Raw genomic sequence first — 14,013 nt, 5'->3', positions numbered from 1 at the left:
AAAAGTAAATGGGGTTTTATACTTGCTTGTATAGGCTCTGCAGTTGGTATGGGTAATATATGGAGATTTTCTATAATGGTTTCCACTTATGGTGGCATGACTTTTTTAATTCCTTACATAATATTTGTTGTGCTTATAGGTTCTACTGGAGTAATTTCTGAAATGGCTCTTGGAAGATCAGCTGAAGCTGGTCCAGTAGGCGCTTTTGGTAAATGTACAGAACTTAGATGGAAAAACAGAAAAATTGGAGAACTTATTGGACTTATCCCTGTAGTTGGTTCTCTTGCACTTGCAATAGGTTACACTTGTGTAATGGCTTGGATTTTTAAATATACTTTCCTTTCACTAACAGGTGGACTTTATGCAATGGGTCAAGATATGGATGTAATTGGTGGAACTTTTGGACAAACTGCCTCTTCCTTTGGTGCAAACATTTGGGTTGTAATAGCAATTCTCGCAAGTTTTGCAATTATGGTAATGGGAGTATCTGGAGGAATTGAAAAGGCAAATAAAGTTATGATGCCTACGCTATTTATTTTATTTGTTGGACTTGCAATTTATATTTTTAAACTTGATGGGGCATCAAATGGATATAAATACATATTCACAGTAAACCCTGAAGGATTAAAAGATCCAAAAGTTTGGATTTACGCCTTTGGGCAAGCCTTCTTCTCACTATCAGTTGCAGGAAATGGAACTGTAATTTATGGATCCTACCTTCCTAAGAATGAAAGTATACCATCATCTGCAAGAAATGTTGCAATATTTGACACTATTGCAGCACTTTTGGCAGCCTTTGTAATTATACCAGCAATGGCAACAGCAAATGCACCCCTTGACACTGGTGGTCCTGGTCTTATGTTTATCTACTTAGTAAATGTATTTAACGGAATGGCTGTTGGAAGAATTGTTGGAATTATTTTCTACATTTGCGTACTTTTCGCAGGCGTAAGCTCAATAATAAATCTTTACGAAACACCTGTTGCTTACTTGGAAGAAAAATTTCATTTCTCAAGAGTAATTGCAACTACAACTATTCATATAATCGGATGTCTTGTTGCAATCTTTATCCAAGCAATAGTAGGTGGTTGGATGGACGTAGTTTCCATTTACATCTGCCCACTAGGAGCATCTCTTGCAGGAATAATGTTCTTATGGGTTGCAGGAAAGGATTATGCACTATCCGCAGTTAACCAAGGCTCTAATAAAGAGATTGGTGGATGGTACTATCCCCTTGCTAAATATGTATATGTTACAGCAGCAGTAATTGCCCTAATAGCAGGAGCAATTCTCGGCGGAATTGGTTGATATTTGATTTTTACACTTAAAAAGTGTTGGCTTTTCTTTTGCCAACACTTTTATTTTTATCCTTTAAAAATTATCTTTCTTATTTCTAAAAATTATAAATTCTTCTAAATTTCTTGCAAGTAAAAAGGGATTTATTTTTTTCTCCTTGCCAATTGTTGAAGGAAGGGTGATTTTATTTTCTTCTCTTAATTTTTTTACTCTCTCATACTCTCTGTCTAAATCCTCATTAGAAATCACAGATTTTGCAAATTCTAAATTAGAAAGGGAATATTCGTGTGCAGGATAAACTTTTGTATCATCATCTAAACTTTTTAATTTTAAAAGACCCTCATAGGATTTTTTATAATCCTTTGTGAAAACTCTGCCACATCCAGCAAGAAAAAGTGCATCGCCGCAAAATAAATTATCTTCCATTAGATAGGAAATATGTCCTTCTGTATGGCCAGCAGTTAAAATAACTTTAAAAATTTCATCTAAGACTTCAAATTCATCATCCTCTTTTACAGTAACATCGTTGTACTCTTTAGTTTCAACTGGTCCATAGACCTTTGCACCGCATTTATTTTTAAGTTCTTGAACTCCTCCCACATGATCCATGTGCTTGTGAGTAAGAAGGATGGCAACTAATTTTTTGTTTTTTAAATAATTAAGAACAGGAACTGAATCTCCCGGATCAACTACAATGATTTTGTCGTCTTTTTCAATTGTCCAAATATAATTGTCCTCAAAAGCCTTGATATAATTAATATTCATAAAACACCTCACAATATACATACTCTTATTGTCTCTATTTAAACAAATATGCGTTAATAAAATTAATTTTATTTCATAATTAATACAGATAAAAGATACTTATAAAACTTTATCTTGTAGTTATTTATAATATATGACTTTTCTAGTAATGTTCTTTTAACCCTTAAATCTTTAACCTTTAATAAACTTTTATAAAATTTGCTTTAAAGCTATTCGCCATAAAACATAAAAAAAGCAGACTCTCTCAAGACTGCTTTTTTTGAGGCTGTTTAAATAAATCTCTAGAAAATGCTAATATTTTCTAATTTCAATTCTAGTTTCGCTGGATAAGATTTTTTATTTACTTAGTCCTTTTCCCAGTAAAACTATATAATCGCGAAAAAACACGATTATACCACTATTACATCATTCCCATTCCTGGATTCATTGCTGGCATTGCAGGTTTTTCTTCTTTTATGTTTGCAACTGCTGCTTCTGTTGTTAAAATCATTGAAGCTACGCTTGCTGCATTTTGTAATGCTGATCTTGTTACTTTAGTTGGGTCTACTATTCCTGCTTTTTTCATGTCTACATATTCTGATCTATATGCATCGAAGCCTATGCCCTTTTCTTTTTTCTTTACATGCTCTACTATAACTGAACCTTCTAGTCCTGCATTTTCTGCTATTTGTCTTAATGGTTCTTCTAAAGCTTTTAAGATGATATTTGCACCAGTTTTTTCGTCGCCCTCTAACTTATCAACTACTTTTGCAACAGCTTCAATTGAGTCAATTAATACTGTTCCACCACCAGCTACTATACCTTCTTCAACTGCTGCTCTTGTTGCTGCAAGTGCATCTTCGATTCTTAGTTTTCTTTCTTTCAATTCAACTTCTGTTGCTGCTCCTACTTGGATTACTGCAACTCCACCAGAAAGTTTTGCAAGTCTTTCTTGTAATTTTTCTTTGTCAAATTCTGAATCTGTTTCTTCAATTTGGTTTTTAATGTGGCTAATTCTATTTTCAAGTTCAGATTTTTCGCCAGCTCCATTTACTATTACTGTGAGTTCTTTTTCAACTCTGACCTTTGATGCAGATCCAAGCATTTCAATTGTTGCATCTTTAAGGTCTTGACCTAAATCAGAGGATACAACTTGTCCACCAGTTAAGATTGCAATGTCTTGTAGCATATCTTTTCTTCTATCGCCATAACCAGGAGCCTTTACTCCTACAACACTTAGTGTTCCTCTTAGTGAGTTTACTACTAAAGTTGCAAGTGCTTCACCATCAATGTCATCTGCGATGATTAAAAGTGGTTTTGATGCTTGCAATACTTGTTCAAGTAGTGGTAAAATTTCTTGAATATTTGAAATCTTCTTATCTGTGATTAAAATATATGGGTCTTCTAATTCTGTAACCATTTTGTCAGAGTCAGTTACCATATATGGTGAAAGGTATCCTCTATCAAATTGCATACCTTCAACTACATCTAGGCTTGTACCCATTGATTTAGATTCTTCAACAGTGATTACTCCATCATTTCCAACTTTTTCCATTGCTTCAGAAATAAGTTTGCCAACTTGTTCATTTGCAGCTGAAATTGAAGCAACTTGTTCAATAGCTTGTTTTGAAGAAACTTCAGTTGAGAAGTTTTTGATTTCTTCAACAGCACTTTCTACCGCTTTTGCAATTCCCTTTTGTAAAACCATTGGATTTGCACCTGCTGCAATGTTTCTCATTCCTTCTCTAATAATTGCTTGAGCAAGAAGAGTAGCTGTAGTAGTTCCATCGCCAGCAACGTCATTAGTCTTTGTAGCAACTTCCTTTAAAAGTTGTGCTCCCATGTTTTCAAATTTATCTTCACATTCAATTTCTCTTGCAATAGTTACACCATCATTTGTGATTAGTGGTGTGCCGTATTCTTTGTCTAAAATTACATTTCTACCCTTAGGTCCAAGTGTTACTTTAACTGTATCTGCAAGAGTATTTATTCCTTTAATTAAGCCTTTTCTAGCATCTTCTGAAAATTTAATTTCCTTTGCCATTTTATCACTCCTTATTCAATTACTGCCAAGATATCTTGGAACTTTATTATTGTATATTTTTCCTTGTCAAGTTCAATGTCATTTCCTGCGTATTTTGAAAAAATAACTTTATCTCCTACTTTGACAAGTCCCTTCATATCTTCGTCTGTATCTAGTTTATTTCCTATTGCAATAACCTCTGCAATATTTGATTCCTCTTTAGCTGAAGAAGGAAGTACTATGCCTGAAGCAGTTGTTTCTTCTTTTTCAATTTTCTTGATGACGATCTTATCGTCAAGTGGTCTAAGTTTCATCTATATTTACCTCCTTTTTATTAGCACTCGGCAACGCCTTCTGCTAATATATATAATAATACATTGGCAAAAATTTTTCAAGGGTTGAGTGCAAAATAAAAAAATAAAAGCTTCACTTTTTATAAGCAAGCTTTTATTTCCAAATCTATTTTTTAAACTTGAAACCTTCATTTTGAAGTAATCTCTTTTTTCTCGAAAGCCCTCCAGCATAGCCTGTTAGACTGCCATCGACTCCCACCACTCTATGACAAGGTACTATTATTGATATTGGGTTGTGCCCAACTGCACCGCCAACCCCTTGCGCCGACATTCTCTTATACTTTCCGCTCTCTATTAATTTCTCTGAGATAGCTTTATATGTAGTAGTTTCTCCATAGGGTATCTCTAATAAAATTTTCCACACATCTCTTCTAAATTCTGTTCCAATAAGTTTTATGCATGGCATAAATTTTGGCTCTTCACCACTAAAATATATATCAAGCCACTTTTCTGTAACTTCTAAATTTTTATTTGAAAGTTCTCCATTTTTTGAATCAAAATTTTCTGTTTCTTCTCCCTTTATAGCATCTCCAAAATATTTTTGATTTTCAAAATATAATCCAAGTAAAAATTCTTCATCAAAGATTAAATAAATTTTTCCAAGCGGAGAGTTGTAAATTTTTTTATAAAGCATAAGCCCTCCAAAATGTAAAAAAGGAAATCCCATTGGATTTCCTTATACTAATTCTATAATTGAAATTTCTGCACCGTCTCCACGTCTTGGACCCATCTTCAATACTCTAGTGTATCCACCATTTCTATCTGCATATTTTTCAGAATATTCTTCAAATAATTTTGTAACAACATCTTCTGAATAAATATATGCTAAAGCTTGTCTTCTTGCGTGAAGGTCGCCTCTTTTTCCAAGTGTAATCATGCGATCTGCAATTCTTTGAACTTCCTTAGCTCTAGTATGAGTAGTTTTAATTCTACCTTCCCTTAAAAGAGAAGTAACAAGGTTTCTAAGCATTGCACGTCTATGACTTGAATTACGGCCAAGTTTTCTGTTTTTTGCCATAATGTCCTCCTTATTCTTCTTCAGGTTTGAGGCTTAGTCCTAATTCTTCAAGCTTTTCAGTTACCTCTAGTAGAGATTTTCTACCTAGATTTCTAACTTTCATCATTTCACTTTCAGTTTTATTAGTCAATTCCTCAACGCTGTTTATTCCAGCTCTCTTTAAACAGTTAAATGATCTAACAGATAAATCTAATTCCTCAACTGTCATTTCGAGAACTTTTTCTTTTTGATCCTCTTCTTTTTCAACCATCAAATTTATTTCACTGACATGTTCTTTTAGGCCAATGAAGAGTTCAAGATGTTCTGTCAAGATTTTTGCTGCAAGGGATGTAGCTTCGTCAGCTTTCATAGAGCCATCTGTTGTAACTTCAAGGATTAATCTATCATAATCAGTTCTTTGTCCAACTCTAGTGTTTTCAACTTTCCAGTTTACTTTTTCCACAGGAGTGAAGTTAGAATCCATTGGAATAATTCCAATTTCAGTTATTTCATCCTTTTTAAGCTCAGAAGGTTCATATCCTCTTCCCTTTTCGACCATCATTTCAAGATAAAAATCAGCATCCTCATTTAGCGTAGCTATATGTTGATCTGGATTAATAACAGTTACCTGAGGTTGAAGCTCAATGTCAGAGGCTTTAATTTCTCCTTTGCCCTTTTTTTCTATAATAAGTTTTACAGGCTCATCTTCAGTCATCTTTAAAACTATAGATTTAATGTTTAAAACTATTTCAGGTACATCTTCCAATACTCCTGGAATTGTATCAAATTCATGTTCAACGCCGCGTATGTTTATAAAAGAAACTGCTGCGCCTGGTAGAGAGGAAAGTAACACTCTTCTTAAGGAATTTCCAATAGTGATACCAAATCCAGCTTCTAGAGGTTCAACGACGAATTTGCCATATAAACCTGACTCATCTAATTCTTCAATACTAATTCTAGGTTTTTCAATTTCAATCATGGGTACCCTCCTTCTCGATAAATAGTTTAGACTCTTCTACGTTTTGGTGGTCTACATCCATTATGAGGAATTGGAGTAACATCTTTAATCATAGTTACTTCAAGACCTGATGCTTGAAGAGATCTAATAGCAGCTTCTCTTCCTGAACCTGGACCCTTTACATATACATCAACGCTCTTTAATCCATGTTCTTTAGCTTTTTCAGCTGCTTCTTGTGCTGCTTCTTGTGCTGCAAAAGGAGTTGACTTTCTTGAACCTCTAAATCCAAGTTGTCCAGCACTTGCCCAAGAAATAACATTACCGTTAATATCAGTAAGAGTAACCATAGTGTTATTAAATGTTGAAGCTATATGAGCTTCTCCTTTTTCAATGTTTTTACGAACACGTCTTCTAGAACGTGTAACTTTTTGTTTCTTAGCCATTATAGTCCCCCCTTACTTACTTTTACTAACAAGTTTCTTAGGACCTTTTCTTGTCCTAGCATTAGTCTTAGTTTTTTGTCCTCTTACAGGAAGACCCATTTTATGCCTTCTTCCACGATAACAGTTGATCTCACGAAGTCTTTTGATGCTCATTGCAACATCACGACGCAAATCACCTTCTACGTGGTATTTATCTATTTCTTCTCTAATTTTAGCAAGTTCAGCTTCTGTCAAATCTTTAACTCTTGTATCAAAATCAACGCCTGCAGCAGTTAAAATTGCTTGAGATCTAGGTTTTCCAATACCATAAATATAAGTGAGTCCGATTTCAACTCTCTTTTCTCTAGGTAAATCTACACCGGAAATTCTAGCCATAATTACCTCCCTTATCCCTGTCTTTGTTTATGTTTCGGATTTTCGCAAATTACCATTACTTTTCCGTTTCGTTTAATTATTTTGCACTTTTCGCACATCTTTTTTACAGATGGTCTTACTTTCATTTAAATGCCTCCTAACTCTAGGATTATTTCTTTCTCCAAGTTATTCTTCCTCTTGTAAGATCATAAGGTGAAAGCTCAACTGTCACCTTATCACCAGGAAGAATTCTAATATAATTCATTCTCAATTTACCTGAAATATGAGCAAGTATGATATGTCCGTTTTCAAGTTCAACCTTGAAATGAGTATTTGGAAGAGCGTCTACAACAACGCCTTCAACTTCAATTACATCTTCTTTAGCCATATTATTAAGGATCCTCCTTTAGCTATAAGGTAATAGTTTCTTTCTAATATAACTGTCATTTAAATCTTTAACATTAAGATCAATGACATCCTTATATATATAAAGATGTTTTACCTTTTTTTTCTTTGGTCGATCTAGCTTTCTTAGCTTTCCATCTACGATAAAGAGAAAATCATCATCTATAATCTCAGTGATTACAAAAACTCTTCCCTCATCTCTACCTTTTTTGGATCTTACAACTTGTCCCCTTAAAAGACTAAATGTATTATCCATGAACTATTCAAGACCATTAACTATATCTTCAAATACTTTGTCAATGTCCTTAGCCCCGTCGATATCTACGAGAAGATTTTGCGCTCTGTAGTAATCAATAAGAGGTGCAGTTTGATCAAAGTAAACTGAAATTCTAGTCTTTACAGTTTCTTCAGTATCGTCATCTCTTTGAATAAGCTTAGTACCGTCCTTATCACAAATTCCTTCTTCCTTTGGAGGGTTGAATTTAACATGATAAGTCATTCCACAAGTTTTACAAACTCGTCTTCCAACAGCTCTTTCTATTAAAATTTTAGGATCAACTGTAATATTAATAACATTATTTAGCTTTTCATCATTTTTATCTAAAATAGAATCAAGACTAACAGCTTGAGCTACGGTTCTTGGAAACCCATCTAGTAGAAATCCCTTTTTAGCATCTTCCTTGTTTAGTCTATCTTCAACAAGCGCGATTACAAGATCGTCTGGAACCAAAAGTCCCTTATCCATATAAGATTTTGCTTCCTTACCAAGTTCTGTGTTGTTCTTAATATTTTCTCTAAAGATATCTCCAGTTGAAATGTGTGGAATATTGTATCTTTCAACAATATATTCAGCTTGTGTGCCCTTTCCGGCCCCTGGAGGTCCCAATATAACTAATTTCATAAATGCCTCCTATTTATTCTTTAAGAAACCACGATAATTTCTCATGATTAATTGTTGTTCTAATACTCTGTGAATTTCAAGCACAACACCAACTACGATGATAATTGAAGTACCACCATAATTAAATTGTAATCCTGAAATAAGTGTTAGTATAGTTGGAAGAACTGCAAGTATAGAAAGCGCAATTGCTCCTGGCATAACCAATCTATTCAAAGTTCTACCTAAATAATCACTTGTCGGTTTACCTGCTCTAATTCCGCTAATAAAGCCACCATTAGCTTGAAGGTTTTTAGAGTATTCAACAGTATTAAATTGGATTGTCGTGTAGAAAAATGTGAAGAATACAATAAGAATTATAGTAAATATTATATAAATCACAGCTCCAGGTCCTCCAGCAGGAGTTAACCATTTTTGAATCCAATTTCTAGTTGATTCACTAGTGAACATAGCAATAGTTGCTGGAATAGCAAGTAGTGAGTTGGCAAAGATAATTGGCATAACACCAGTCATCAAAACTTTAATAGGAATATGAGTAGCTTGACCGCCATACATTTTTCTTCCTACAACCCTCTTTGCATATTGTACAGGAATTCTTCTTTCACCTTCAGTAAGTGTTACTACAAATACAACAATTGCAATTGCAATTATTACGAATAGCACTAAAAAGATTGGACTAGATTTTCCTGCTCTTACAAGAGCAACTGATTGAGCTATATCAATTGGGAATCTTGAAACGATACCTGCAAAAATTAAAATTGAAATACCATTTCCAATTCCATGTTCAGTTATTTGTTCACCTATCCAAACTAGAATAGCAGTACCTGCTACAATTGATAGGATAATTGTTGCATATTCAATAGCACTTGTTGCGTTTATAGCTTGTCTGAAAAGACCAAAAGTATAACCAATGGCTTGTACAAGAGCTATTGCGATAGAAAGATATCTAGTATACTTTGCAATAGCCTTTCTACCAGTTTCTCCCTCTTTTGCAAGAGATTCCAATGAAGGAATTGCAATTGTCAAAAGTTGAAGAATAATTGACGCAGTAACATAGGGATATATATTAGCGGCAAAAATTGTAAACCTTCTAAAGTTACCTCCTGCCATTAAATCTAGGAAGGAGAAAATTGATCCACCTGCTCCACTCATAAGTTGTGAAATAACTTGTGAGTTCATGTAAGGAACAGCAATATGTGATCCAAGTCTATATAATAGAAGCATGAATAAAGTGAAAAGCATCTTCTTGCGAATTGACTCAATTTTCCATGCATTTCTAAAAGTAGATAGCATTAAATCACCTCGGCCTTTCCTCCGCAAGCCTCAATTTTTTCTTTAGCAGATTTTGAGAAATGCTGAGCTTTTACAGTAAGTTTAACATTTAATTCACCATCTCCCAAAATTCTAATTCCGTCTTTAGCTTTTCCAGCTTTGATAAATTTATTTTCTATTAAGAATTCAGGAGTGATTTCAGTTCCTTCTTCAAATACATTAAGATCTGCTACGTTAATAACTGCATATTCCTTCTTAAAGATATTTGTAAATCCTCTCTTAGGAAGACGTCTAAATAGTGGCATTTGTCCACCTTCAAATCCAGGTCTAACTCCTCCGCCACTTCTAGCATTTTGTCCCTTGTGACCTTTGCCAGATGTTTTTCCAGTACCGGAACCTATTCCACGACCTACTCTTTTTCTAGCTTTAACTCCGCCGCCTTCATTAGGTCTTAAGTCATGTAACTTCATTAGGTACACCTCCTTATTCTACTATTTCGATCATATAATCGACTTGTTTCAACATACCTCTAATTTGAGGTGTATCATTTTTTTCAACAACTTGGTTTAATTTTTTAAGACCAAGTGCTTTTATTGTTTTTCTGTGTTTAGGTACTCTACCGATAGGACTTTTTACAAGTTTAATTTTAATTGTACTCATGATTTTCCTCCTATCCTATTATTTCATCCGCTGATTTATTTCTAAGTCTTGCAACAGATTCAACAGTTTTAAGTTGTTTTAATCCTTCAATTGTTGCATTAACTGTATTTCTTGGATTATTTGTACCAATATTCTTAGTACGAATATCAGTGATACCTGCAAGTTCACATACAGCACGAACAGCTCCGCCTGCGATAACTCCTGTACCTTCTCTTGCTGGTTTTAAGAAAACTCTACCTGCTCCATAAATTCCAGTTACTTGATGAGGAATAGAAGTATTTAGTAGGTTTACTTTTATAATATGCTTTCTAGCATCTTGTGTTGCTTTTCTTATAGCTTCAGGAACTTCAAGAGCTTTACCTGTACCTACACCAACGTGTCCATTTTTGTCGCCAACTACTACAAGAGCAGAAAATCTAAAATTTCTACCACCCTTAACTACTTTGGCAACTCTATTTATAGATACAACTCTTTCTTCAAGATCAAGTTCTGCCGCATTTATTAATGAACGCTCCATTACTTCCTCCTTCTTAGAATTTTAGCCCAGCTTCTCTAGCTGCGTCAGCAAGTGCTTTGATTTTGCCATGATATACATAACCGCTTCTATCAAAGACAACTTCTTCGATGCCTTTTTCCTTTGCTTTCTCAGCAATAGAAGCACCAACAGCCTTTGCCGCTTCAATATTTCCAGTGTTTTCTAAATTCAATGCCTTATCAAGAGTTGATGCACTTAATAAAGTATTGCCAGCTTCATCATCAATTAGTTGAGCATAAATATGCTTAGATGATCTGTAAACTGAAAGTCTTGGTTTAGCAGAAGTACCGGAGATATGATTTCTAAGTCTTTTGTGTCTTTTTATTCTATTTGCATTTTTATTAATCTTTTTTAACACTTAAATTCTCCTCTCTTACTTACCAGTCTTACCAACTTTACGTCTTACATATTCATCAGTATATCTAATACCTTTACCCTTGTAAGGTTCAGGTTCTCTGAAGCTTCTAATGTAAGCAGCATAAGCGCCAACTTGTTGTTTGTCATTACCCTTTACAATAATGGAGTTAGCTGCAGGAACTTCAACTTCAATACCTTCTGGATCTTCAAGATCAAGAGGATGTGAAAATCCTAAGTTAAGAGAAAGAACCTTTCCCTTCTTAGCAGCTCTATATCCAGTTCCGATTATTTCAAGTGATTTTGAGTAACCTTCTGTAACGCCAATTATCATATTGTAGATTAGAGTTCTAGTTAAACCGTGAAGTGCCTTAATTTTTTTAATCTCATTTGGTCTTTCTACAGTGAGAACTCCGTCATTTAATTCTATTTTTAAATCTTTATCAAAAGATTGTGTTAGTTCACCCCTTGGTCCCTTAACAGTTACTGTTTGACCGTCAATTTTAACATCAACGCCCTTTGGGATTTCAATAGGTTTTTTGCCAATTCTTGACATTTTTCACCTCCAAATTACCAAACGTAGCAGATTACCTCTCCGCCAACTTTTTCTTTTCTTGCCATTTTATCTGTAATTATTCCCTTAGATGTAGAGATAATTGCAATTCCCAGTCCTCCTAGAACTTTAGGAACATCTTCGCACTTAACATAAACTCTAAGTCCCGGTTTAGATATTCTCTTTAATCCAGAAATAACTCTTTCTCCGTCTTGAGAATACTTAAGATCAATCTTGATCATTCCTTGTTTGTCGTCTTCAACAACATCATATCCTTTAATATAACCTTCATCAAGAAGAATTTGAGCGATTTCTTTTTTGATTTTTGAACAAGGAATATCAACAGATTTATGTCTTGCATTATTTGCATTTCTAATTCTTGATAGCATATCTGCAATTGGGTCTGTCATCATATCAGTTTGCCTCCTTTCATCTAAGGCTTTACCAGCTAGCTTTTCTTACGCCAGGAATTTGTCCCTTATACGCAAGTTCTCTAAAGCATATTCTACATATTCCATATTTTTGTAAAACTGAATGTGGTCTTCCACAAATTTTACATCTAGTATATTCACGAGAAGAATACTTTTGTTTCCTCTTTTGTTTTGCAATCATTGATTTTTTTGCCACAATGTACCTCCTTAAGCCTTAGCAAAAGGCATTCCCATTTTATCTAGGAATTCTTTAGCTTCTTCATCAGTATTAGCAGTAGTTACTATGATGATGTCCATTCCTCTAATAGCATCAACTTTATCATACTCAATTTCAGGGAAGATAAGTTGTTCTTTAAGGCCTAGAGCATAGTTTCCTCTACCGTCAAAAGCAGTAGGCTTAACACCTCTAAAGTCTCTTACTCTTGGAAGGGCAACATTCATTAATTTGTCTAAGAATTCATACATTCTTTGTCCTCTTAGAGTAACCTTAACGCCAACATTTTGTCCTGCACGAAGTTTAAAGTTGGCAATTGATTTTCTCGCCTTAGTAACAACAGCCTTTTGACCTGCTATTGTAGTAAGTTCCTCTACTGCAGATTCAAGAGCTTTGTGATTGTCTTTAGCTTCACCAATTCCAATGTTAATAGTGATTTTTTCAAGTTTCGGTACTTCCATAACGTTGCTGTAGTTGAAACGTTCCATTAGGTGGCCCACAACTTCTGTCTTATATTTTTCTTGTAGTCTTGAAGTCATTATTCTACCCCCTACTTAATTACCTTTCCGCTAGATTTTGCAAATCTAACTTTTTTTCCGTCTTCTATCTTATATCCAATTCTTGTAGCTTTTCCTGATGCACTGTCAAAGTACATAACATTAGATACATGAATTGGAGCTTCCATTTTTTCTATTCCACCTGGATTTTGTGGTCCTCTAGGTTTAATGTGTTTAGTAACAATATTTACCTTTTCAACAACTACTAAATCTTTTTTAGGAATTGTTCTTAATACCTTACCAGTTTTGCCTTTATCTTTTCCGGCTATAACTTTTACGATGTCATCCTTTTTAATTTTCATATTACACCTCCAAATTATAGTACTTCCGGAGCTAGAGAAATAATTTTCATAAAGTTTCCAGCTCTTAGTTCTCTAGTTACAGGTCCAAAAATACGAGTACCAACAGGGCTTCTATCATCTTTAATTACAACAGCAGCATTGTCGTCAAAACTAATGTAAGATCCATCTTTTCTGCTGATACCCTTGTTTGTTCTAACAACAACTGCTTTTACAACAGAACCTTTTTTGACAACGCCACCGGGTGTTGCATTCTTTACAGAACAAACCACGATATCTCCGATACTAGCTGTTTTTCTATTAGTTCCACCAAGGACTTTAATTACAGATAGTTCTCTTGCACCTGAATTGTCAGCAACACGCAATCTTGTTTCTTGTTGAATCATGTTATTCTCCTTTCAAGTTAAAATTATTGAGCTTTTTCAATAATTTCTACAAGTCTCCATCTTTTATCTTTACTTAGTGGTCTAGTTTCCATAAGTTTTACGCGATCACCAATACCACATTCGTTGTTTTCATCATGAGCCTTGAACTTAGTAGTTTTCTTAAATCTCTTTTTATAAATTGGATGATTCTTTAAAGTCTCAGTTTTAACTACAATAGTCTTATCCATTTTATCGCTTACTACAATTCCTGTTATAGTTTTTCTTGAATTTCTTTCCATGAG

General features: G+C 34.3%; 25 protein-coding genes. 1 reads left to right on the top strand and 24 read right to left on the bottom strand.

What is annotated here, in order from left to right; translation table 11 throughout:
• On the top strand, positions 1 to 1,308 hold a 1,308-nt coding region (locus ACQRC6_RS08615; RefSeq protein WP_427848554.1), incomplete at its 5' end, for a sodium-dependent transporter.
• A gap of 63 nt (positions 1,309 to 1,371) precedes the next feature.
• Here the strand turns inward: ACQRC6_RS08615 and gloB are convergent.
• From gloB to rpsQ, 24 genes are all read right to left on the bottom strand, one after another.
• Complete coding sequence (gene gloB / locus ACQRC6_RS08610) at positions 1,372 to 2,061, bottom strand: hydroxyacylglutathione hydrolase (protein WP_427848553.1); 690 nt, start codon at positions 2,059 to 2,061, stop codon at positions 1,372 to 1,374.
• Between the two features lie 400 nt (positions 2,062 to 2,461).
• A complete protein-coding gene (gene groL / locus ACQRC6_RS08605; RefSeq protein WP_427848552.1) occupies positions 2,462 to 4,084 on the bottom strand; it encodes a chaperonin GroEL in 1,623 nt (540 codons plus the stop codon).
• Positions 4,085 to 4,095: 11 nt separating this feature from the next.
• On the bottom strand, positions 4,096 to 4,377 hold the full coding sequence (locus tag ACQRC6_RS08600) for a co-chaperone GroES (RefSeq protein WP_075660092.1): 282 nt from the start codon (positions 4,375 to 4,377) through the stop codon (positions 4,096 to 4,098).
• Positions 4,378 to 4,522: 145 nt separating this feature from the next.
• Positions 4,523 to 5,050, bottom strand: a complete 528-nt coding sequence (locus ACQRC6_RS08595) for a methylated-DNA--[protein]-cysteine S-methyltransferase (RefSeq protein ID WP_427848551.1) — start codon at positions 5,048 to 5,050, stop codon at positions 4,523 to 4,525.
• Positions 5,051 to 5,092: 42 nt separating this feature from the next.
• The gene (rplQ, locus tag ACQRC6_RS08590; protein ID WP_075660090.1) at positions 5,093 to 5,434 is read right to left on the bottom strand and encodes a 50S ribosomal protein L17; all 342 of its coding nucleotides are present in this window, start codon (positions 5,432 to 5,434) and stop codon (positions 5,093 to 5,095) included.
• A 10-nt stretch (positions 5,435 to 5,444) separates the two neighbouring features.
• Positions 5,445 to 6,392: a DNA-directed RNA polymerase subunit alpha gene (locus ACQRC6_RS08585; RefSeq protein WP_293557366.1), complete on the bottom strand. Its 948-nt coding sequence runs from the start codon at positions 6,390 to 6,392 to the stop codon at positions 5,445 to 5,447.
• 26 nt (positions 6,393 to 6,418) lie between these two features.
• Positions 6,419 to 6,814 carry a 30S ribosomal protein S11 gene (gene rpsK, locus ACQRC6_RS08580; protein WP_019124973.1) on the bottom strand — a complete coding sequence of 132 codons (396 nt, stop codon included), beginning with the start codon at positions 6,812 to 6,814 and terminating at the stop codon, positions 6,419 to 6,421.
• A gap of 12 nt (positions 6,815 to 6,826) precedes the next feature.
• The gene (gene rpsM / locus ACQRC6_RS08575) at positions 6,827 to 7,189 is read right to left on the bottom strand and encodes a 30S ribosomal protein S13 (RefSeq protein WP_019107900.1); all 363 of its coding nucleotides are present in this window, start codon (positions 7,187 to 7,189) and stop codon (positions 6,827 to 6,829) included.
• An 11-nt stretch (positions 7,190 to 7,200) separates the two neighbouring features.
• Positions 7,201 to 7,314 carry a 50S ribosomal protein L36 gene (rpmJ, locus tag ACQRC6_RS08570; protein WP_010244353.1) on the bottom strand — a complete coding sequence of 38 codons (114 nt, stop codon included), beginning with the start codon at positions 7,312 to 7,314 and terminating at the stop codon, positions 7,201 to 7,203.
• 23 nt (positions 7,315 to 7,337) lie between these two features.
• A complete protein-coding gene (gene infA / locus ACQRC6_RS08565) occupies positions 7,338 to 7,556 on the bottom strand; it encodes a translation initiation factor IF-1 (RefSeq protein ID WP_005957367.1) in 219 nt (72 codons plus the stop codon).
• An 18-nt stretch (positions 7,557 to 7,574) separates the two neighbouring features.
• Positions 7,575 to 7,829, bottom strand: a complete 255-nt coding sequence (locus ACQRC6_RS08560; protein ID WP_075660088.1) for a KOW domain-containing RNA-binding protein — start codon at positions 7,827 to 7,829, stop codon at positions 7,575 to 7,577.
• 3 nt (positions 7,830 to 7,832) lie between these two features.
• Positions 7,833 to 8,474: an adenylate kinase gene (locus ACQRC6_RS08555; RefSeq protein WP_075660087.1), complete on the bottom strand. Its 642-nt coding sequence runs from the start codon at positions 8,472 to 8,474 to the stop codon at positions 7,833 to 7,835.
• A 9-nt stretch (positions 8,475 to 8,483) separates the two neighbouring features.
• A complete protein-coding gene (gene secY / locus ACQRC6_RS08550; protein ID WP_075660086.1) occupies positions 8,484 to 9,764 on the bottom strand; it encodes a preprotein translocase subunit SecY in 1,281 nt (426 codons plus the stop codon).
• Positions 9,764 to 10,213 (bottom strand): 50S ribosomal protein L15, encoded by a 450-nt coding sequence (gene rplO, locus ACQRC6_RS08545; protein ID WP_019107904.1) that lies wholly within the window; start codon positions 10,211 to 10,213, stop codon positions 9,764 to 9,766. Before rplO ends, secY begins: the two co-directional genes overlap by 1 nt.
• A 13-nt stretch (positions 10,214 to 10,226) precedes the next feature.
• Positions 10,227 to 10,403: a 50S ribosomal protein L30 gene (rpmD, locus tag ACQRC6_RS08540; RefSeq protein ID WP_075660085.1), complete on the bottom strand. Its 177-nt coding sequence runs from the start codon at positions 10,401 to 10,403 to the stop codon at positions 10,227 to 10,229.
• Between the two features lie 10 nt (positions 10,404 to 10,413).
• Positions 10,414 to 10,920: a 30S ribosomal protein S5 gene (rpsE, locus tag ACQRC6_RS08535; RefSeq protein ID WP_075660084.1), complete on the bottom strand. Its 507-nt coding sequence runs from the start codon at positions 10,918 to 10,920 to the stop codon at positions 10,414 to 10,416.
• Positions 10,921 to 10,933: 13 nt separating this feature from the next.
• Positions 10,934 to 11,296, bottom strand: coding sequence for a 50S ribosomal protein L18 (gene rplR / locus ACQRC6_RS08530; protein ID WP_075660083.1), 363 nt, complete (start codon positions 11,294 to 11,296; stop codon positions 10,934 to 10,936).
• A 15-nt stretch (positions 11,297 to 11,311) separates the two neighbouring features.
• Complete coding sequence (gene rplF, locus ACQRC6_RS08525; RefSeq protein WP_169968843.1) at positions 11,312 to 11,848, bottom strand: 50S ribosomal protein L6; 537 nt, start codon at positions 11,846 to 11,848, stop codon at positions 11,312 to 11,314.
• A gap of 14 nt (positions 11,849 to 11,862) precedes the next feature.
• Entirely contained in the window at positions 11,863 to 12,258 is a 396-nt protein-coding gene (gene rpsH / locus ACQRC6_RS08520) for a 30S ribosomal protein S8 (protein WP_075660081.1), read from the bottom strand.
• Positions 12,259 to 12,286: 28 nt separating this feature from the next.
• Positions 12,287 to 12,472 carry a type Z 30S ribosomal protein S14 gene (locus ACQRC6_RS08515; protein ID WP_005957510.1) on the bottom strand — a complete coding sequence of 62 codons (186 nt, stop codon included), beginning with the start codon at positions 12,470 to 12,472 and terminating at the stop codon, positions 12,287 to 12,289.
• Between the two features lie 11 nt (positions 12,473 to 12,483).
• Complete coding sequence (gene rplE / locus ACQRC6_RS08510) at positions 12,484 to 13,029, bottom strand: 50S ribosomal protein L5 (protein WP_075660080.1); 546 nt, start codon at positions 13,027 to 13,029, stop codon at positions 12,484 to 12,486.
• Positions 13,030 to 13,040: 11 nt separating this feature from the next.
• A complete protein-coding gene (rplX, locus tag ACQRC6_RS08505) occupies positions 13,041 to 13,349 on the bottom strand; it encodes a 50S ribosomal protein L24 (protein ID WP_075660079.1) in 309 nt (102 codons plus the stop codon).
• Between the two features lie 14 nt (positions 13,350 to 13,363).
• The gene (gene rplN, locus ACQRC6_RS08500; protein ID WP_075660078.1) at positions 13,364 to 13,732 is read right to left on the bottom strand and encodes a 50S ribosomal protein L14; all 369 of its coding nucleotides are present in this window, start codon (positions 13,730 to 13,732) and stop codon (positions 13,364 to 13,366) included.
• Positions 13,733 to 13,755: 23 nt separating this feature from the next.
• Positions 13,756 to 14,010, bottom strand: coding sequence for a 30S ribosomal protein S17 (gene rpsQ / locus ACQRC6_RS08495; protein WP_169968845.1), 255 nt, complete (start codon positions 14,008 to 14,010; stop codon positions 13,756 to 13,758).
• Between the last annotated feature and the right edge of the window lie 3 nt (positions 14,011 to 14,013).

This window comes from Peptoniphilus sp. SGI.035 (assembly GCF_050315115.1).
Lineage (GTDB): Bacteria > Bacillota > Clostridia > Tissierellales > Peptoniphilaceae > Peptoniphilus_A.
This window is presented reverse-complemented; position numbering and strand designations above follow the sequence as displayed.